Source organism: Flavobacterium aquatile LMG 4008 = ATCC 11947 (assembly GCF_000757385.1).
Taxonomy (GTDB): domain Bacteria; phylum Bacteroidota; class Bacteroidia; order Flavobacteriales; family Flavobacteriaceae; genus Flavobacterium; species Flavobacterium aquatile.
Window position 1 is genome coordinate 341,465 of the sequence record NZ_JRHH01000004.1, and the last position, 20,500, is coordinate 361,964.

Below are 20,500 nucleotides of genomic sequence, written 5' to 3' on the forward strand. Positions count from 1 at the left end.
CGAATTTAGTTTAGTTGATTTTATAATGTGAGTCGGTGCAAAAGTCATCCAACGTATCACAATGGTAATGTCCTGTTGATTTCTTAGTTGGAAGTTGCGTTTTTAATCCGCTGTTTTTGGCTTCTAACAACTCATTAATCAAACTTGCTCTTTCTTTTTTAATAGTTTCTAAAGCGATAGATTCTTTTTCTAAATCATAGAAAATAATTCCGTCAATAACCGTTTTTTCAGCTTTTGCATAAATAGAAAGCGGATTGTCTGACCAAAGTACCACATCGGCATCTTTACCCACTTTTATACTTCCGATTTTAGAATCGACTTGTAGAATTTTTGCCGGATTTAATGTCACAAAATTCCATGCTTCCTCTTCTGTTATTGCTCCGTATTTTACTGTTTTGGCAGCTTCTTGATTCAGTCGTCTTGACATTTCAGCATCATCAGAATTTATAGAAACTTGAACTCCTTGACTGTGCATCAGAGCCGCATTATACGGAATTGCATCGTTTACTTCAAATTTGTAAGCCCACCAATCGGCAAAAGTGGAACCAGAAACACCATGATTTTTCATTTTATCAGCAACTTTATAGCCTTCAAGAATGTGTGTAAATGTTTGAATTTTAAAATCATACCGATCAGCCAATTTCATCAACATATTGATTTCTGATTGCACGTAAGAATGACATGTTATGAATCGTTTTTTGTTTAAAATTTCGCTCAAAACTTCCATTTCTATATCATAGCGTGGTTCAATTTTATTTTTACCATTACCCGATTTAAAGGCTTTCCACTCGTTTTGATAAGCAATTGCTCTTGAAAAATAATCTTCATAAACCTGCTCCACACCCATTCTAGATTGCGGAAAACGATTTCTAGCATTATCACCCCAATTGGATTGTTTTACATTTTCGCCTAAAGCAAATTTGATATACTTTGGTGCATCTTTAACTAACATTTCGTCTGGAGAGAATCCCCATTTTAATTTTACAAATGCAGCTCTTCCACCAATTGGATTTGCTGAACCGTGCAATAAATTAGCCGATGTAACTCCGCCTGATAAATTTCTATAAATATTGATATCATCAGAGTTGACAACATCTTCAATAGTAACTTCTGCTGATGAATTTTGTCCGCCTTCATTAACTCCATTTGAAATGGCGATGTGCGAATGTTCATCAATGATTCCGGCGGTTAAATGTTTTCCAGTCGCATCAATTGACTTGGCGTTTGAACTAAAAATATTTTTGCCGATTTTTACAATTTTCCCATTTTCAACTAAGACATCAGTTTCTTTTAGAATTCCGTCTTTCTCACCAGTCCAAACGGTTGCATTTTTGAATAAAATAGTTTCTTGCTTAGGTTTAGAACTATTTCCATAAGCCATATTTGGAAAAGTAACTGGATACATTATCGGAACTTTTGGCTCTTTCTTATCCTTATCAACTTTAATTTCGTGTTCGCCTTTTTTTATTGCGGTCCACGTAGTTTCATTGCCGTTTTGTAAAATGGCTTTTCCTTTAAAAGTATTTTTATCGAAAGCTCCTGAAAGTCTTACGAAATTTGGTTTCAACGTGTCTTTATCTTTGATTACCGCATTCAACCAAGGCTCGTTGTACTGAATTTTGGTTCCGTAATTGATACTGTCTTTTGTAGTTTTAGCTTCTAATTTAGTTAGTTCGCCTTCAATTTTTAATTCAAATATTTGATTGTCAAATGTAACATCATAAATTCCTCTAATATCGGTTAAAGCACTTTTTTCGATTATGGTTCTAGTTCCTTGAACCCAATTTTCTTGAATCGTACTTTTTTCTTCAAAGATATCACCCGAAACTATAATGAAATTCGCCAATTTACCTTTAGAAATTGAACCTACTTTATCATATTGATTTAATAATTTAGCAGGATTTTCTGTTAAAGCGGCAATAGCTTTTTCTTTTGGCAAACCATAAAACACGGCTTTTTTCAAATTTGGAAGAAATGATTTTTGTTCTTTCAAATCGGCTGATGTTATAACAAATGGCACATTATTTTCGGCAAGAATCTTTAGATTAAAAGGTGCTTGATTCCAATATTTCATATCGCCAACATTTACTAATTGGGCCAAATAATTATCGGAAACATCGTAAGGTTCAGGAAAATTTATTGGAATGATGTAAGTTACATTGGTCTTTTTAATTTCTTCTATGCGTTCAAATTCATTTCCTTTTCCTTTTATTATAAAATTTACTCCGAATTCGTCAGCTATTTTATCGGCACGAAGATCATTTAATTTATCGCCCGAATTGAAAATTTGAACTAACTTTTTATTGTTATTGAAAGCTTCTAGCGAGAAATCTCTTGTACTTGAACTTCCTGTTGCGTACCATTTGGCATCGTGAAAAACTTGGCGAATTAAAGCCATGCTTCCCATTAATGAACTTGGATAGGATTGTCTAGAAAGCGAACTTTTTCTGAAACTAAAATGTTGCGAAATTGCATTATTTAAAATACGTTTTGAGTTGTCCCCAATATCATTTAATGTCCAAAACAAACCAGTTCCTGCAATTACGCCGTCGTTGTTATGACTTAAAACAGTACCAAATCCGCTTTCTCTTAAAGTTGTTGCTGCTTTAGTATCATAGCTTAAATTTTCATAAGCGTTATAATCGGGTTTAATGTGGTCGTTCCAATAATATCCTTCACGACTTCCGTCGTATTGAGGTGCAGTTCCACTCGATTTTGCTGTTCCTTTTGTGATTCCGAATTCGCTGAATATTTCTATGAAAGAAGGATAAATGGTTTTTCCTTTGGCATCAACAATTAATGCATTATTCGGGATTTTGATTGAATTTCCAACATCTACTATTTTATCTTCCTTTATTAAAATACTTGCATTTTCTAACTTTTGAGTCGAATTTACATATACTGTTGCGTTGATGATGGCGGTATAATTTTTGAAATTTTGCTTGACGCCATCGTTTTTAGGAAAATATTCTTGAGATTGAACAGCAAAACATCCCAAGAAAAATAATAGAATAAAGTTGCGCATAAATTATAAGCTAGGTTAAAATTAATTTATAAAAATAGTGAAAATGAATTAGTATTAAAACTAATTGCCAAATTTTAATAGTTGTTTACTTCCATTTTTGATGCAAAATCATTGTTGGTTATTTGTAAACTAAAAAAAATCCCCAAATTAGTTATTTGAGGATTTTGTTACTTATTTGATTGGTTTTAAAATTAAATTAATACGCTCGATACAATCGTCGTAATGGTACCTTGTTTCAATATCGGTTGGAGTCATTTTAGCCAACTGAAAAGTACTTAATAATTGTTTTAATTCACCGCGAACCAAAGCACGAACATCCGATTGTGATGTCATATAATAGTCATCGTTTGCTAAAGGATTTATCTTTTCATTCATTAAAAATTCCATTCGCTCAATGTATGCTCGTTGTAAATTTCTTCTGTAAACCGATACATTTTGCTGGGTTGCAGCTTCTTTAAATAATCCCAAACGCAATTCTCTTAAAAACTGAATTGGTTTGTAGTTTAACTCACTTAAATTGGCACCATCAATTAGTCTTCCTAAAGTTTCAAAACTCAATATCTTATTAAGGTGACGCACTTGAATACTTCTGAATTTATCGGTATAACCAGCATAAGCAGTATTTTTTAAAACCGAATTATTTACCAACCAAGTTGGACTTGAAAAGGCATTTTGATGTAACCAACGTAACGCTTCTTGTTGCTTTTCTTTTGGAACAACTGCATAAATAAATCCGCCTTGATTTGGTTTTTTGTAAGTTTCATAAACTCCAGCAATGTTGTTAGTTACGTGGCCAACATAGCGACTCCAAGCAGCTAATAATTCATTATAAAGTTCGGCTAAATCTTCGTAATCATTGGTTTTATCACTTGTCCATTTTGGAAGATTTTCAGTTACTATTTTTAAATTACTCAATGCATAAGTACTTGCTTTAACGGCATCATTTCCAACGTCTTCTGTTTGAGAACTTGGATCAAATGAACTGCCTTGATTTCCAAATTTATAATTTCTATCGTTGGCTTTTTCTTCAATCCATCGGTTTAAAGTTGGTATTTCGCTTTCGCTAGTTTTAGCCGTTGGAATCATTCGGTAACCCCAATTTATGGCGTAAAAATCATACGGTCCCATTTGTCTAACAAAACGAACATCTCCATCGCCAGGTTGCGCAATGTAGTTGAAACGTGCGTAATCCATAATACTTGAGGCAATTCCGAATTGTTTGGTAAATGCTGGTTTTCTGTAATTTTCTACATCATAAGCGCAACTTGCACCCATATTGTGAGGCAAACCTAATGCATGACCAACTTCGTGCGCGATAACCATTTGCATCATTTCACCCATATCTTCATCACTTGTATCCAAAGTTCTAGCTTTCGGATTTGCCGCTCCAGTTTCTAACAAATAACGGTTTCTATAAGAACGCAAATGATTATGGTACCAAATAATGTCACTTTCTATAATTTCTCCAGTTCTAGGATCTGAAACACTTGGGCCAACTGCATTTCGAGTTGTACTTGCTACATATCGGATTACAGAATAACGAATATCTTCTGGATTAAAATCGGGATCTTCTTCTTTAGTTGGCGGATCTTTACAAATAATTGCGTTTTTAAATCCGGCTGCTTCAAATGGTTTTTGCCATTCTTCAACGCCTTGTTTTATGTACTTACGTAATTTTTCTGGTGTTGCTGGGTCTAAATAATAAACAATTGGTTTTATTGGTTCAACCAACTCGCCACGATTGTAAGCTTCCCAATCTTTAGGTTCTAAACGCCATTTTCTAATGAATGTTTTTTTATCCGATTTTAAAGCTTCACTTGAATAATCGTAATGATTTAAGGTAAACCATCCTACTCGTTCATCGAATAATCTTGGCTTCATTGGGATTTCTGGAAGCAAAATCATCGACTGATTCATTTGCAAACTAATACTTTCTGATTCCTCTAAAACTGGTGGTTTTGAAGCTGTGTATGTAAAATCTTGAACTATTTCGATATTAAATGGAAATGATTTTATAGAAGTAATAAAACTTCTTGACTCATCAAGACTTTTCACTTTGTAGGTTTCTCGCAATGACGAATCCAATCCGCTTAAGGCTTTAACATCGGTACTAAAAAACTTGGTAACATCAATTACAACATTGGCTGAATCTTTACTAAATGCTTCAATGTTAAACGCGTATAAAGTGGGTTCGTAATTATTTGCTTTGACAGAAATGCTAATAGGTAAACTATCATTTGCAACTGCAGCATACGATTTTGCTTTGATTACAATTTTATCCTGGATGCGCTCCCAAGTAATTAATTGTTCGTTCATCGAGCTTCCTGCGTTAATGTAACCATTTCCAATTCCGGATGGAAGTTTAGAAATTCGGCTTACCAAAAGCATTTCTTTACCTAGTAAGTTATTTGGAATTTCATAAAAATACTTGTCGTCTACTTTGTGCGTTTTAAAAAGACCTTCTTGCGTTTTTGCCTCATTAGTGATTACTTTATTGTAATCTTTAATTTTGCCTTCTTTTTTCTTTTCTGCAGCTGGATTTGCTTCTTTTGCAGCCGCTTCTTCTTGCTCTTTCTTTTTCTTTTTAGATTGCGAAAAACTATTTATTGGAACAATAAATACAAAAAGTAAACAAAGTAGTAAAAGTTTTTTCATGAATTGATTTTGAAAGTTAAGATTCAAATTTAGGAATTGCGCTATTAATTACCTAATAACAATTTGTTAAATAAAAAAAACTGCCCTATTTCTAGAGCAGTTTTTAAACTAAATATACTAAAACTATAACTTTCCGTTTTTAATTTCTTCTACAATTTCTGGATTTAATAAGGTTGATGTATCACCAAAATTAGAGAAGTCACCTTCTGCGATTTTACGAAGTATTCTACGCATAATTTTTCCTGAACGTGTTTTTGGTAATCCGCTTACAAACTGAATTTTATCTAATTTTGCAATTGGTCCAATTTGATCGGAAATAACCTGATTGATTTCTTTTGCCAAATTCTCTTGATTACGAGATTCACCAACTTCTTTCAAAATTACATATCCGTAAAGTGCATTTCCTTTGATATCATGTGGGAAACCAACTATTGCGCTTTCTGCAACTGCTGGATGTTCATTTATTGCATCTTCAATTGGTGCTGTTCCTAAATTATGTCCAGAAACAATGATTACGTCATCTACTCTACCCGTAATTCTGTAATAACCAACTTCATCGCGTAAAGCTCCGTCACCAGTGAAATACTTTCCTGGAAAAGCTGTAAAATAAGTCTCTTTATAACGTTGATGATCACCCCAAATAGTTCTAGCCATTGATGGCCATGGGAATTTGATACACAAACTTCCTGTAACTTGATTTCCTTCGATTTCGTTGCGTAATTCGTCCATTAACACCGGTTGAATTCCGGGTAATGGTAATGACGCATAGGTTGGTTTTGTTGGCGTTACAAACGGAATTGGAGATATCATAATACTTCCAGTTTCGGTTTGCCACCATGTGTCAACTAAAGGGCAACGTTTTCCTCCTACGTGTGCATTATACCAATGCCAAGCCTCTTCATTGATGGGTTCACCAACAGATCCAATAACTTTCAACGATTGTAATGGGAAACGTTGAACAAAATCTAAACTTTCTTTTGCCAAAGCTCTAATCGCAGTTGGCGCAGTATAAAATTGATTGACTTGATGTTTTTCTATAATTTCCCAAAAACGTGAAAAATCAGGATATGATGGAACGCCTTCAAAAATTACGGTTGTTGCTCCGTTTAATAATGGTCCGTACAAAATATAAGAATGTCCTGTAATCCAACCAATATCGGCAGTACACCAATACACATCATTTTCTTGATAATTGAAAACATTTTTAAATGAATAGGCGGTTTGAACCATATAACCAGCCGTTGTATGCACCATTCCTTTAGGTTTTCCTGTTGAACCAGAAGTATAAAGTATGAATAAAGGATCTTCTGCATCCATAATTTCAGCTACATTGTTTGGAATTGCCTCATCTAAAAGTGTTTGTAACCAAATATCACGACCTTCTTTCATGGTTACTTCTGAATTGGTTCTTTTTACAACCAATACTTTTTCTACACAAGGCGATTTATCTAATGCTTCATCAACAATTCCTTTTAAATCGATGGCTTTGTTACCACGATAACTTCCATCAGAAGTAATAACCAATTTACATTCAGAATCATTAATACGAGCTGAAACTGCTGAGGATGAAAATCCTGCAAAAACCACAGAATGTATTGCTCCAATTCGGGCGCAAGCCAAAACAGATACTGCCAATTCAGGAATCATCGGAAGATAAATACATACTCTATCTCCTTTTTTTACGCCTTGATCACGAAGTACATTGGCCATTTTGGCAACTTTTGAATACAATTCGTTGTAAGTAATATGCTGTGCATCTTCGTTGGGATCGTTTGGCTCAAAAATAATTGCTGTTTTTTCGCCACGTTTCGCTAAATGTCTGTCAATACAGTTCTTAGTGATGTTTACTTTAGCGTCAACAAACCATTTAAATTTGGCTTCTTGCATATCAAATTCCATTACTTTATCCCATTTTTGGTACCAAGTAAAGTGTTCATCGGCAATTCGGTCCCAAAATTTTCTTGGTTCACGAACCGATTTTTTATACATTTTAAAGTAATGCTCTAAATTGTCTATGGTATAATAACTCATTGTATAATTTTTGTAATTAGTTAATAGTGACTACTAAATAGTCGTTTGGTTTTGTAAATATAAATATTCTATAATAGCAAAAAAGATATTTCTTGCTAAATTGCTATACATAATATAATCAGCTAGGGATTTAACTGATAATTCTACCATCTTTCATCTCTATAATTCGATCGCTTTTGTGAGCGAAATCATCATCATGCGTGACAGCAATAATGGTTTGACCAAAATTTCGAGTCAGTTCTTGAAAAATATCAAATACAATAGCGGTGTTTTTACTATCGAGATTTCCTGTAGGTTCGTCACCCATAATTAGTAAAGGATCATTTATCAAGGCGCGTGCAATAGCTACACGTTGTTGTTGTCCGCCCGAAAGTTTGCTTGCTGGTTTTAATGCTTGATCTTGCAAACCTAATATTTCTAATTTTTGATAGGCACGAGCTTCTATTTCTTTTTCAGATAATTTACCTAATTTTAAAGCTGGAATCATCACGTTTCGCAGACAAGAAAACTCTGGAAGTAAATAATGAAATTGGAATACAAACCCAATTTTTTCGTTTCTAACTTCGGCTAATTGATCAATCGACAAACCTGTCATCAACTTATTATCTATATACAATTCGCCTTTATAATCGGTATCCATCGTGGAAAGGATATATAAAAGTGTTGACTTGCCACTACCCGATTTCCCAATCATGGAAAGAAATTCACCTTTTTTTACATCAAATGAAATTTCTTTCAACACTTGAAATTCTGTTGGCTCGTGGAAGAATTTGTCTATATTTTTGGTTTCTAGAATGTTCATTTCTATTTTCTTAAAATTTCAACAGGATCAACATTAGCCGCTTTCTTAGCTGGAATATAGCCTGCGAAAAAGGTAATAACTAAACCAATCACAACACCTTGCACAAATTTTTTGAATTCATAATCTATTGGAAAATAACCAATATCACCACCAACGTAAACTCGTTTCAAAATGGCTATTAAAATAATGGCCACAATGATTCCGCCAATAACGCCCATAATTCCAATTGAAACGGCTTGAGTTACAAATATTCTGATAACGTCTTTTCCTTTAAATCCCATTGCTTTTAGAATAGCAATATCATTTATTTTTTGAGAAACCGTCATGTTTAAGATGTTGTAAATTCCGAAACCTGCTACTAGTAATATGGTTAAGGATACAAAAGTGATAATGATTTTACGCATTTTGTTGGCGGCCATAAACGTTTCATTTGCTTGTTTCCAACCTTCCGCTTTGTAACCTGTTAGAATTTCAATTTTTTTGGCAACCGTTTCTGCTTCTTCAGGATCGGATATGTTTACGTTGATGTCGGTGATGTAACTCGTTCCTTCTTTTAATAATTGTTGAGCTGTGGCTATATTTATGTACGACCTTGTTTTGTCTGTTATCGAATTATTTGTCTTAAATATTCCAATAATTTTAAAAGTACGATTGATTCCTTTGGAAGAAGTTAGATTCAAATTATCATTTATGGTCAAATTCATTTTTTCAGAAATACCACTTCCGATAACAATTCCATTGGGATTGGATTTTAGCAGTTCAAAATCACCTTCCACCATGAATGATTTTATATCAAACATCAAGTTGGCTTCATCGGGTTTTATACCAACGGAAATACCTGATATTTGTGATTTTCCGTTATTAAAAAAGACATTCGAATTGACTTGTGGTGTAACAACGATAACTTCTTTTTGTTTCAAAATGGTTTCAATAACTAAATTCGGATTGATAATCGTATTGTTTACAGGAACAATCTTCGGATTGATTATGATAGGTTTAGAATTAGTATCTTCAATCAAAGGTTTACTAATTTCATCGTCTTTGTAAACTCTTATATGAGAAGTTGATTTAAAGATAGATGCACTCGAACTTTTGTCAAAACCCACTAACAAACTGTTCATGAAAATGTAAATTGACATTCCTAAAACAACTCCCATAACTGCTACTGCAGTAAGTTTTTTGTTAGAAACGATATACGTTTTAGCTATTGCTGAATTGATGTTCATTTTTATGGTTTTATGGGTAAAAGAACATCATCTTTGGTTACACCTTCAAGAACTTCAACGTATTCGGTTGAAATAATTCCGGGTTTTATGATTACGTTTTCCTCTTTTCCTTTTACGTTTACTTTATTTCCAAAACCAACATAATTTCGTGGAATTAGTAAGGCGTTTTTCTTTTCTCCAACCAAAATGTTAGCTTCCAATTGTGTTCCAAAAAGAGAATTTTCTATTGGTTTATCAAAAGTTACTTTGCAAATAAACGATTGCGTTTGTTGGTCAAATGCCGAAAGTATTTCAGAAACTTTTCCGTTTAAAACACTATTTTTATCGGTATTAAGTTTTATAAAAACGGATTGTCCCAATTTTACTTTTCCGATGCTATTTTCATCTACGTTCAAAACGGCTTCTACTTTTGTTTGATTGGCAATGGTAGCAATGATTTCACCTTTTTTCACATACTCACCATTGTTTTTTAGTTTTTTGATAACTGTTCCGCTTTCTGTTACGATAATCGAATTGTAATTTCTGACAACTTGATTACTTTTCAATTGACCTTTGGTAGCAATTTGTTGTTGTTTTGCTTGTTGCAAAATAACTCTGTACTGTTTTTTCAGGGAATTCAAATTGGATAGCGAATTTTTAACAGCCAATTGTGCGTTTTCATATTCTACTTTAGAACCAATGTTTTGCTGATTTAAGCGTTCGTATCTTTCGGCTTGCTTTTTGTCTTGCAAATATTTGCTTTCGGCAAATTGAATATTTTGTTCCAATTGTAATAACGCTGGAGCATTAGAAGTTACATTTTCATTGGAAATCACTAATTGTTCTTGTGAAGTTTCGGCATTTATTTTGTTGATTTCATTATCCAAAGTTGCGAGAGTTTTTCCTTTGGTAACCGTGTTTCCTACTTCAAAATTAGCATTTTGTAGAACACCATCGGTTTGAGCCGTAAGATTATAAGAATCGTCCCATTCCAATTGTCCTGAAGCAAAAACTAATTCTTTAATATCTTGATTTATAGGCTGAATTTCTTCACTTTTTCCGCATGAAAAAAGCGTCAAACCGATTAGTATGGCTAGTATTTTTTTCATTTTGCTAATAATTTTATTGTAATATCCATGATTTTATTTCCTTGATTTATCAAATCGATTTCAAATTTGGAGAACTTCCATTTTAGCATCATCATTCTAAAACTTCCTATTATGATATGCAAGATTTCTTCCGTTTCAAGGCTATTTGTAAATACGTTATTTTTTTTTCCATCCTCGATGATTTTGGCAATCAATTGCATTTTATACTGAATAACTTTCATAATCGATTGATTGATTTTTTCAGATTCATCAAACAAACCTTCTGATAAAATAGCCACAACAAAATGTGGATTCTTACTAAAAAAATGAAATTGACTACTGAACAATTGTTTTAGCTTAATTTCTGAAGTTGCACTGCTTTCAAAAATTACATCCAATCGTTCTTTTATGTTGCTTCCTAAATAGTCCAATAGCAAAACGATGATGTCTTCTTTATTTTTGAAATGTCGATACAAAGCACTTTCAGAAAAACCCATTTCTTGAGCTAAATTCTTTGTAGTCAATCCTTTTATACCTTTTTCCATCAAGAGTTTTCCCGCAGATTCTATTATTTCTTGTTGCCTTTTTGAAGTGTTGTCGACCATAATTGAATAAGTTAGTGAGTATTCACTCTACAAATTTATATAAAAAAACCAATAAAATACTTATTGGCTTTTTTAATTTGTTTTATCTAAACGAACCTATTTTTGCTTTTATAAATTCCTCTCTTACTTCATCAATAATTGCTTCATCATCAATAGTAGATGGTACTTGGAAGTTTTCTCCGTCGGCAATACTTCTTAGTAACTTTCTTAAGATTTTACCCGAACGTGTTTTTGGCAATCTTTGAACAATAACTACATCTCTCAAAGAAGCTACTGCTCCAATTTGATCTCTAACCAAATGAACAACTTCATGTTGCAATTGGAAATGTTCGATATCTTCACCCGATTTATTTACTACCAAAGCTAATGGAACTTGACCTTTAAGTTCATCATTAATTCCAATAACAGCGCATTCTGCTACCGAATGATGTGATGAAACTATTTCTTCCATTTCTGCCGTAGAAAGTCTATGACCAGCCACATTGATAACATCATCTACTCTACCAGTTATAAAAATGTAATCTTCATCGTCTTTAAATCCGCCATCGCCTGAGAAATAATAACCTGGAAATCTATTCAAATATCCAGCTTTGAAACGGTCATTGTCTTTCCATAAATCCAACATGGTTCCTGGTGGTAATGGCAATTTAATTACTACATAACCTTCTTCATTAGAACCTAATTCTTGTCCGTTTTCACCAAATATTCTAATATCATAACCTGTAACCGCTTTTCCTGCAGAACCTGGTTTTATTGGTAAATACTCCACGCCCATCATATTACAAATCATTGGCCAACCCGATTCGGTTTGCCACCAGTGGTCAATAGCTGGAACTGGAATATGTTCTCGATACCATTCTAAAGTCGCAACATCACAGCGTTCGCCTGCTAAGAATTGGGTTCTCAAACTAGACAAATCGTATTGTTTGATAAATTCACCATTTGGGTCTTCTTTTTTGATAGCTCGAATAGCGGTTGGAGCAGTAAACATAATACTTACTTTATGCTCCGCAATCACTCGCCAAAACGTACTTGCATCTGGAGTTCGTATTGGTTTTCCTTCAAAAATAACTGTAGTATTTCGGTTAATAAGTGGTCCGTAAACAATGAAACTATGACCTACAACCCAACCCACATCGGATGCAGCCCAAAAAACTTCGTCTTGTTTCGCTCCGTAAATGTGTTGCATTGAAAATTTAAGTGCTACTGCATAACCTCCTGTATCTCTTACAATTCCTTTTGGTTTCCCTGTAGTTCCTGATGTATATAAAACATATAATGGATGTGTTGCATTTACAGAAACACATTCCGCTTCTTCTGAACCATAAACTAAAGCATCATAATCTACATCGTATTTTTTAAACGGAATTCTCGCTCCCAATTTTCTATTGAAAACAATAACTTTTTTTGGTTTGTGTTCGGCTAAATTTATAGCTTCATCCACTAATGGTTTGTATGCAATTAATCGGTCAATTTCTATTCCCGAAGATGCTGTTATGATTAATCTTGGTTTGCAATCGTCAATTCTTATCGCTAATTCATGAGGCGCAAAACCTCCAAAAACAACGGAATGCGTTACTCCTATTCGAGCACAAGCCAACATTGCGAAAGCCGCTTGCGGAATCATAGGCATATAAATTACAGCGGTATCGCCTTTTTTTAAACCTAAAGAAATCATGCCACCTGCCAGTTTGGCTACTTCCGTTTTTACTTCGTTATAGGTATATTTTTTTACAGTTTGAGTTACTGGCGAATCATAAATGATTGCGGTTTGATCGCCAAAACCGTCTTGTATGTGTTTGTCTAAAGCTAGATAACATGCGTTTAACTCACCATCTTTGTACCATAACGGATAGTCATTGTCGTCTTTTGATAAAATGGTTGAAGGTTTTGTATACCATTCTATTTGATCTGCTTGTTCCTTCCAAAATGCCTCAGGTAATTGGCAACTTTGGCTGTAAAATTCTTGGTAATTCATTGGTATTGTTAGGTTTGTGATTGTTTAAATAGTATAGTAAATATAACTATATAAATAATACGCCAATGAATTTTCTTGCTAAATAGGTATATACTAAAACGTTTTCGTAAAGACATAAAAAAACCTAACAAAAATCGCTAGGTTAGTATTTAGCACTTCGACTGCGCTCAGTGTGACAATTATTTACGACAGTAATTCCATAACTTGATCAACTACCTTTTTTATAGAGAATGGTTTAGTTAAATAAGCATCTGCGCCAAGTGCCATTCCTTTTTCGATATCGCTTTCTTTATTCTTGGCCGAAAGGAAAATTACTTTAGTGTGTTTTAAATTATCGTCTTTTCTAATTTGCTCAATTGTAGCATAACCATCTACCATCGGCATCATTACATCAAGGATAATCATATCTGGGAACGTTGACTTTACTATATCCAACGCTTCTTGTCCGTCGCGAGCTATGAATACTTCAAAATTATTCTTTTTGAATGTATACTCAAGCGCCATTACTATATTGGGTTCGTCATCGACTATTAATATCTTTTTCATTTCTTAAATTTATTATGCAATCTCAAAAATCAAGTTCAAATTTCAACTTCAAAAATCAATTTAACAATTATTTGTCTGACATCTGCTTTCTGCTAACTGAAATCTGCTTTTTGTTTCGGTAAAGTAAAAGCTATACAGGCTCCTTTTAAACTTTGCTGTGCCCATATTTTACCTTTATGATGGTCTATAATTTGTTTGCAAATAGCCAATCCTAATCCGCTTCCAACTGGTTTTTTAATATTTTGATTGGTCGATTGATAGAATTTTTCAAATATGGCTTCAAAATCATTTGCATTAATTCCTTTTCCGTTATCTTGTACGAAAGTATGAATAAAATTGTCTTTTTCAATGATTTGAATGGTAATTAATCCTTCTTTTTCTGGACAAAACTTGATTGCATTTGATAGTAAATTAGTTACTACTTGAACAATTCTATCTTCATCATAATAGGCATTAATCACGTCTTTGCTTTCAATATGAATGGCAATATTCTTATTTCGAATGAGTTGCTGTAAAGGTTCAATTGATTTCTCTACAGTTTGAACTAGATTATTCTTTGTTGGATTTATCGTTTGTTTTCCAGTTTCAAATTTTTCCAAATCTAAAATCTTATCAATTAAACGATTCAATCGATCCGATTCGGAAATGATGTTTTGAAGAAACTGTTTTTTTATCTCTTCCGGAATTTCATCGTCGTCGTGTAGTATTTCACTTGCCGCTCGAATGGCTGTAATTGGCGTTCTAAGTTCGTGCGTTACCGTATCTAAAAACTCATCTTTTTGCTGGTCTTTAATTATCAACGATTGATTGGCTTCTTGCAACTTGGCCGATATTTCTTTTAATTCATTCGAAGTTTCAGTAAGCTTTTTGTTGATAATTATGTTTTCTTTCGATTCTTCTAAAATCTTCAACACTTCGGGTAACGTAATTTTTTCTTCTTTTACTACACTAGAAATCAATATTCTCGCCGATGCTGTTCCGATGTGACCTGTGAGCAGATTTTCTGAAAACTTGATTAATCTAGCATCGGCAAGTTCTAAATTTTTATCGACGTTGTATTTTAAGTTGAAGATGTTCATGGCGCGTTTTGTTCGCTCTTCACCAAGGAAACGAATTAATACTTTTTCGATGTCATTTCTGTAAGCAGTTCCTTTCCAGATGAAAGCATTTTCGTGATTGGTACTGTATTTATTGATATCAACAAACATTTCGGCATAATTGCGTTCGCGGTAATTTCCTTTAAAACTAACAGAAACAGCAAAATATGTGATGCAATTAAAAAGCATACTCCAAAATAAAGCATGCGGAATTGGATCTAAATAATCCAAACCAAATAGTTGAAACGGTTTTAGTAGATGATTTCCGAGGTAACCTTCTGAAATAAAAGTACTCGAACTGCTGGTAAGTCCTAACGAATAAGGAATTATCAAAGTGTATACACATACAATAAATCCGATGATGATACTATAAATTGCACCCAAACGTGAACCTCTTCTCCAGAATAAAGCGCCAAAAAAAGCTGGTGCCAATTGTGCAATAATTACAAAAGCCACCATACCAATGGAAACCAAACTGTAATTTAATCCGAATACTCTATAGATAAAATACGATGTAATAATTAACGAAAAGATACTTATTTTTCTGGTGTTTAGAATCTTTTTGCTACTGATGGTTTGCTCGTTACCTTTTAATTTTCCGATTAAATTGTACGGAATCAAAATGTTGTTGGTTACCATAGTGGATAATCCGATGGAAGAAACTACAATCATTGAAATAGCTGCCGAAAATCCACCAAGGAAAACCAAAACCGTAAGCGTTTGATTATTGAACAATTGCGGAATTAACAACGAATACGCATCGGAATTTACCTCTTTTCCATCAAACAAAATATTGCCACCCCAAGCTATCGGATAAACAAAAATATTAAATATCAGAAGATATAATGGAAACAACCAAACGGCTGTATTGACATGATTCTCTCGATTGTTTTCGATAACTCCAACCTGAAATTGTCGAGGCAATAAGAAAATGGCAAACATAGAAAGGATACATAGTAAGAACCAGTTAATCGCTTGCGGCAATCCACCAATGGTATTTTTCTCTTTAAATTTTTCTAATAACGATGCTTTTTGATAGATATCATCAAAACCATCAAATACAAAAAACGTTACATAAATTCCGATAACTACGAAGAAAACTAGTTTTAAAACGCTTTCCATGGCAACAGCAGTTACAATTCCTTTACGTTTTTCGGAAGCATCTACATAGCGAGTTCCATAGTAAGATGCAAATAAAGCTAACGCCACAGCGACATAGGTCGTCGTGTCATTAAAGACAAGCGAACTAATATTGGTTTTAGAAACTACGTGAAAGGTTTCGGATATTGCTTTGAGTTGTAATGCGATGTACGGAATGATTCCTGTAAGACAAATTACGGTTACAATAGCACCCAGAAAACGACTGTTTCCGTAACGAAGCGAAATAAAATCGGCAATACTTGATATTTTGTTGACTCTAGAAATTCGGATGATTTTCTTCAGAATTAATATCCACGAAGGTGCAATAATTATGGGTCCGAGGTAGATTGGAAGATAACTCAATCCGCTATCTGCCGCAACACCAATGCTTCCGTAATACGTCCAAGCTGTGCAATACACCGCCAATGAAAGTGAATACACATAAGGATTATTGGTCCATTTGCTATTTCCTTTTTTTTCTGCCCAATGCGCAATAAAAAAGAGAACGGCCAAGTAGCCCGAAAGAATCGCTAATAAGGCTATACTATTCATTGTATCGTTTTACTATTAGCATGGAGAGTAATATAGAAAACAGCCATATCGAAAAGAAATAAATATACACGACAGGAAATCCAAACAAATTGTTAGAGGAATCAAATAGCAAGACAATAGGCATATTAAACCCTATCAATAGAACCATTGATACAATCACAAATTTTTGTTGGTGTCTTTTTTTCATAGTCTTTGCCACAAAGGCGCTAAGGCACAAAGTTTTTATAAGATTTTATATCTAGTTTTTTAACCACAAATTGCACAAATTAGCGCAAATTTTTGAATACTTATTAGTTTACGAATTTAGAAAAAGTTTTATGTTATTTGAACACAGATTGAAGAAATTGGAATAATTTAAACAATTTCTCAGATTTCTCTAATCAGCGTTCCTTTTTATTTATTTGAACACAGATTGAAGAAATTGGAATAATTTAAAAAATCTTAATTAATTGTATGGTCTATTTTCTATACTCTATTTCTATACTCTATCTAATAAAAATCCCAAAAGCTCTTACGTAAATAAGAGCTTCTGAGACTAATCAATACCAATCATTTAATCTTCGTATTCATTGGTGATGGCGTACCATCCAAATATGGTTAAACCAGTAACAATCATTGGTAATAGGATGAAGAAAATAATTATTCCGAAAACCAAATCGTCTTGTTTTCCTGTGGTCAATTTGTAACCAAAAATTCCAATTGAAAAGTAGGCTACTGCTATCGCTAGTGCAATCCACAGAATTCCTAAATATTTTTTTATTGCGTTCATAATACTATGTTTTAGTCGTGAAGTGTATTAATTTTTCTGTCAATGTAGATCATTCCGATAACGAAACAAACGGCGGCAATACCAATTGGATACCATAATCCTTCTAGGTAAAATTCTACATCACCTGCTTCTTTGGCATTGGTAACAAAATACGTTGATATAGCAGGTAGTAATCCACCAAAGATACCATTTCCAACGTGATATGGCAACGACATCGACGTATATCTGATTTTTACTGGGAACATTTCTACTAAGAATGCCGCAATCGGACCGTACACCATCGTTACAAAGATTACTTGAATGAAAACCATAAAGATCAAGAACCAACGGTCGCTACTATTAATAGTTTTAGTGATTTTAGTTTCAACTTTATCTTTTCCTTTGTCGTCTACCATTACTTTACCTGCTTCAAAATGGATGGTTTTAATTTCTTCAACCGTTGTTCCATCAGTGTAAGCTTTCGTAGTTGTATAAATCGAGTCCATTTTAGATGCATCAATTTCTTTAATTGAAGGCACTACTTTAGTTTGAGCTACTACTTCTGTTTTGTTAGCCAAATCGGTAGAATTATACATCGCACGGTAAATTGGACGGTACAATAAAATAGCCAATAACATACCGGTCATCATGATTGATTTTCTACCCAATTTATCACTCAACCATCCAAATACTACGAAGAACGGAGTTCCTAAAATCAGGGCAACACCCAATAACATATCTACTTGTGACGAATCAATGCTTTGTACCGTTTTCAAGAAGTTCATCGCATAGAATTGTCCGGTATACCACACCACACCTTGTCCCATCGTTGCTCCGAATAATGCAAGAAGAACGAATTTTAAATTGAATTTATTTCCGAAACTTTCTTTTAACGGATTAGTAGATGTTTTTCCTTCGGCTTTTGTTTTGGCAAAAACTGGAGATTCATCCATATTTTTACGAATCAAATACGATACATACACCATCAAGATCGATACCCAAAACGGTACTCTCCAACCCCAATCATCAAACGCTTCTTTAGATAAAGACGCTTTAGTAACTAAGATTACCATCAACGAAATGAATAAACCAACTGTTGCAGTAGTTTGAATCCATGACGTCCAATATCCTTTTTCTCCTTTAGGCGCATGCTCGGCTACATACGTTGCTGCACCACCATATTCGCCACCAAGTGCTAAACCTTGTAACAAACGAAGAACTAAAACCAATATTGGAGCTGCAAAACCAATCGTTTCATAACTCGGAATACATCCTATTACAAATGTGGCTCCACCCATCAACATTAACGTTACCATGAACGTGTATTTTCTTCCAATTAAATCGCCTAATCTTCCGAAGAAAAGTGCTCCAAACGGACGAACTACGAAACCTGCAGCAAATGTTGCTAATGTAGATAAGAACGCTGCCGTTGGATTATCTGTTGGAAAGAACTTTGTAGATAACACTACTGCTAAACTACCGAAGATATAAAAGTCATACCATTCGATCATTGTTCCCATTGAGGAAGCGGAGATTACTTTCCAAATTCCTTTTGATGATTTATCACTCATATTATAAAGTTTTAAGTTGGTTTTAGTTTATAGATAAATTTGTAATTGTACTATGAATTCGCCCAAGTATTTGTCGATGTTATCCACCGCTGTATATACTGGCCTTGTAGAATATTGAGCTGTAATTTTAGCGTGGTGTCCGTCAAGGAATAAGTTAGTTCCGATATCAAACTGGTTGCTTGCTTTTTCGAAGGCATCGAATTTTTTATAGGTGTAAGCTCCAAATGGTTGTACTCTCACTTTAGGTTTTTCGTTTTTATTTGGCAATAAAAATCCGGCTTGTGTGTACCAAATAGTTCCTGTTCCGATAGTTGGTTGCAAGTTTCCAGCACCAGCCAATCCGCGTGTTCCTGTGAATGTTGCATCATTTACACCTACATTCATGATTCCTAAGTTTCTCACATAATTTGGTCCGAAATCGTAATCATACAAAACGCTGTACGCTGTAACGGCCATCTTTTTTTCTTTCTTACCTACTGGCATGTCTAAAAATGCATCGGCAGAGAATAAATTGATTGCGTGTTTTTCAATTACTCCATTTACTGAAGTTTTAGTAGCACTTGGAGCCGTATAGAAACCAGCACCAATGTTGAACATTTTTTTAGTTCCTAAATACGAACCTACTTTGTAAGGTAAAAAGTTGGACTCTTTATCAAATATTTGGTATTCTACATAACCCGTTTTAGACCATTTGGTATTGTTGCTGTTATCTACAGCTACTGCAGCATCTTGAGTAGTAACATCTACTGGTGTATTGTTAGTCACGAATGGTTTGTTCAAACTAAAACGGTATTCGAATTTGTTGTATTTACCTTTAGCGAAGATTCCCATTTGACGTGCAAACTGATCGGAATTTTCTATTAATGGCCAGTTGAAGATAGGCGCATCAATTGCTAAGTAGTTTAATGTTGAAGACATGGTCATTCTAGACAATCCCATGTAGTAATGTAAACCAGCACCTACAGATAGGCTGAATGGTTTGTTTTCTTTTGGTAAAACCAATGCGTATTCGTTCCAAGCATCGTGAAAGAACAAACCTGGTTTTTTTCCTGCACCATATCCTCCAGTTCCTGCGCTACCCGATGCACCACCGTTAGTAAACGTTTGGTTGTTGATACCAATGTGCGTTACAATCATGTAACGAGGCGAAATTTGCGCGTACGCTAACAAACGCAAACGACGAGCTCCAATGTCTTCTTGTTTAGTAGCACGTTCTTCACCTATCATCGTTCCCGGATTCAACTCGGAAGAACGCATCCATATTTGGTTCCAAGTAATGAAGCGCATGTACTTGGTTCCTTCTGGATTAAGGTTGAATTTCATTCCGCCACCGTAATCTGGCGAGCCTTGTCCAAAAGATACTGTAGTGATTAGTACAGCAGCTAAAAGAATAATTTTTTTCATGTGGTTTAAATTTTGGTTAGTGTTCTATTCTGCACAGCCAAATTCTAAAATTT

13 protein-coding genes are annotated in these 20,500 nt (G+C 34.1%); all 13 read right to left on the reverse strand.

All coding sequences use genetic code 11. The features are described from left to right. Positions 1-10: 10 nt before the first annotated feature. Entirely contained in the window at positions 11-3,025 is a 3,015-nt protein-coding gene (locus LG45_RS11410) for an amidohydrolase family protein (RefSeq protein ID WP_035127293.1), read from the reverse strand. Positions 3,026-3,196: 171 nt separating this feature from the next. Then, positions 3,197-5,680 carry a zinc-dependent metalloprotease gene (locus LG45_RS11415; RefSeq protein WP_035127295.1) on the reverse strand — a complete coding sequence of 828 codons (2,484 nt, stop codon included), beginning with the start codon at positions 5,678-5,680 and terminating at the stop codon, positions 3,197-3,199. A gap of 123 nt (positions 5,681-5,803) precedes the next feature. Beyond that, complete coding sequence (gene acs / locus LG45_RS11420; protein WP_035127297.1) at positions 5,804-7,711, reverse strand: acetate--CoA ligase; 1,908 nt, start codon at positions 7,709-7,711, stop codon at positions 5,804-5,806. Positions 7,712-7,841: 130 nt separating this feature from the next. Then, positions 7,842-8,513 carry an ABC transporter ATP-binding protein gene (locus LG45_RS11425; RefSeq protein ID WP_035127298.1) on the reverse strand — a complete coding sequence of 224 codons (672 nt, stop codon included), beginning with the start codon at positions 8,511-8,513 and terminating at the stop codon, positions 7,842-7,844. Positions 8,514-8,515: 2 nt separating this feature from the next. Further along, positions 8,516-9,739, reverse strand: a complete 1,224-nt coding sequence (locus LG45_RS11430) for an ABC transporter permease (protein ID WP_035127300.1) — start codon at positions 9,737-9,739, stop codon at positions 8,516-8,518. 2 nt (positions 9,740-9,741) lie between these two features. Further along, entirely contained in the window at positions 9,742-10,827 is a 1,086-nt protein-coding gene (locus LG45_RS11435; protein ID WP_035127301.1) for an efflux RND transporter periplasmic adaptor subunit, read from the reverse strand. Next, positions 10,824-11,411 (reverse strand): TetR/AcrR family transcriptional regulator, encoded by a 588-nt coding sequence (locus LG45_RS11440; protein ID WP_035127305.1) that lies wholly within the window; start codon positions 11,409-11,411, stop codon positions 10,824-10,826. The genes LG45_RS11435 and LG45_RS11440 overlap by 4 nt, the downstream gene beginning before the upstream one ends. An 82-nt stretch (positions 11,412-11,493) precedes the next feature. After that, on the reverse strand, positions 11,494-13,389 hold the full coding sequence (locus tag LG45_RS11445; RefSeq protein WP_035127307.1) for an acetate--CoA ligase: 1,896 nt from the start codon (positions 13,387-13,389) through the stop codon (positions 11,494-11,496). 183 nt (positions 13,390-13,572) lie between these two features. Further along, entirely contained in the window at positions 13,573-13,935 is a 363-nt protein-coding gene (locus LG45_RS11450) for a response regulator transcription factor (protein WP_035127309.1), read from the reverse strand. Positions 13,936-14,027: 92 nt separating this feature from the next. After that, positions 14,028-16,724, reverse strand: coding sequence for an ATP-binding protein (locus LG45_RS11455; RefSeq protein WP_035127312.1), 2,697 nt, complete (start codon positions 16,722-16,724; stop codon positions 14,028-14,030). 553 nt (positions 16,725-17,277) lie between these two features. Further along, positions 17,278-17,493 carry a DUF6814 family protein gene (locus tag LG45_RS11460; RefSeq protein WP_035127314.1) on the reverse strand — a complete coding sequence of 72 codons (216 nt, stop codon included), beginning with the start codon at positions 17,491-17,493 and terminating at the stop codon, positions 17,278-17,280. 11 nt (positions 17,494-17,504) lie between these two features. Next, positions 17,505-19,043, reverse strand: coding sequence for an MFS transporter (locus tag LG45_RS11465; RefSeq protein ID WP_035127316.1), 1,539 nt, complete (start codon positions 19,041-19,043; stop codon positions 17,505-17,507). A gap of 27 nt (positions 19,044-19,070) precedes the next feature. Then, a complete protein-coding gene (locus LG45_RS11470) occupies positions 19,071-20,447 on the reverse strand; it encodes a hypothetical protein (protein WP_035127318.1) in 1,377 nt (458 codons plus the stop codon). Positions 20,448-20,500 lie beyond the last annotated feature (53 nt).

Bases quoted from the DNA above. Each gene is read 5' to 3' on its own strand.
- LG45_RS11440 (WP_035127305.1), bottom strand. From the start codon at position 11,411: ATGGTCGACAACACTTCAAAAAGGCAACAAGAAATAATAGAATCTGCG.
- LG45_RS11410 (WP_035127293.1), bottom strand. From the start codon at position 3,025: ATGCGCAACTTTATTCTATTATTTTTCTTGGGATGTTTTGCTGTTCAA.
- LG45_RS11465 (WP_035127316.1), bottom strand. From the start codon at position 19,043: ATGAGTGATAAATCATCAAAAGGAATTTGGAAAGTAATCTCCGCTTCC.
- LG45_RS11450 (WP_035127309.1), bottom strand. From the start codon at position 13,935: ATGAAAAAGATATTAATAGTCGATGACGAACCCAATATAGTAATGGCG.
- LG45_RS11445 (WP_035127307.1), bottom strand. From the start codon at position 13,389: ATGAATTACCAAGAATTTTACAGCCAAAGTTGCCAATTACCTGAGGCA.
- LG45_RS11430 (WP_035127300.1), bottom strand. From the start codon at position 9,739: ATGAACATCAATTCAGCAATAGCTAAAACGTATATCGTTTCTAACAAA.
- LG45_RS11415 (WP_035127295.1), bottom strand. From the start codon at position 5,680: ATGAAAAAACTTTTACTACTTTGTTTACTTTTTGTATTTATTGTTCCA.
- LG45_RS11470 (WP_035127318.1), bottom strand. From the start codon at position 20,447: ATGAAAAAAATTATTCTTTTAGCTGCTGTACTAATCACTACAGTATCT.
- acs (WP_035127297.1), bottom strand. From the start codon at position 7,711: ATGAGTTATTATACCATAGACAATTTAGAGCATTACTTTAAAATGTAT.
- LG45_RS11460 (WP_035127314.1), bottom strand. From the start codon at position 17,493: ATGAACGCAATAAAAAAATATTTAGGAATTCTGTGGATTGCACTAGCG.
- LG45_RS11435 (WP_035127301.1), bottom strand. From the start codon at position 10,827: ATGAAAAAAATACTAGCCATACTAATCGGTTTGACGCTTTTTTCATGC.
- LG45_RS11425 (WP_035127298.1), bottom strand. From the start codon at position 8,513: ATGAACATTCTAGAAACCAAAAATATAGACAAATTCTTCCACGAGCCA.
- LG45_RS11455 (WP_035127312.1), bottom strand. From the start codon at position 16,724: ATGAATAGTATAGCCTTATTAGCGATTCTTTCGGGCTACTTGGCCGTT.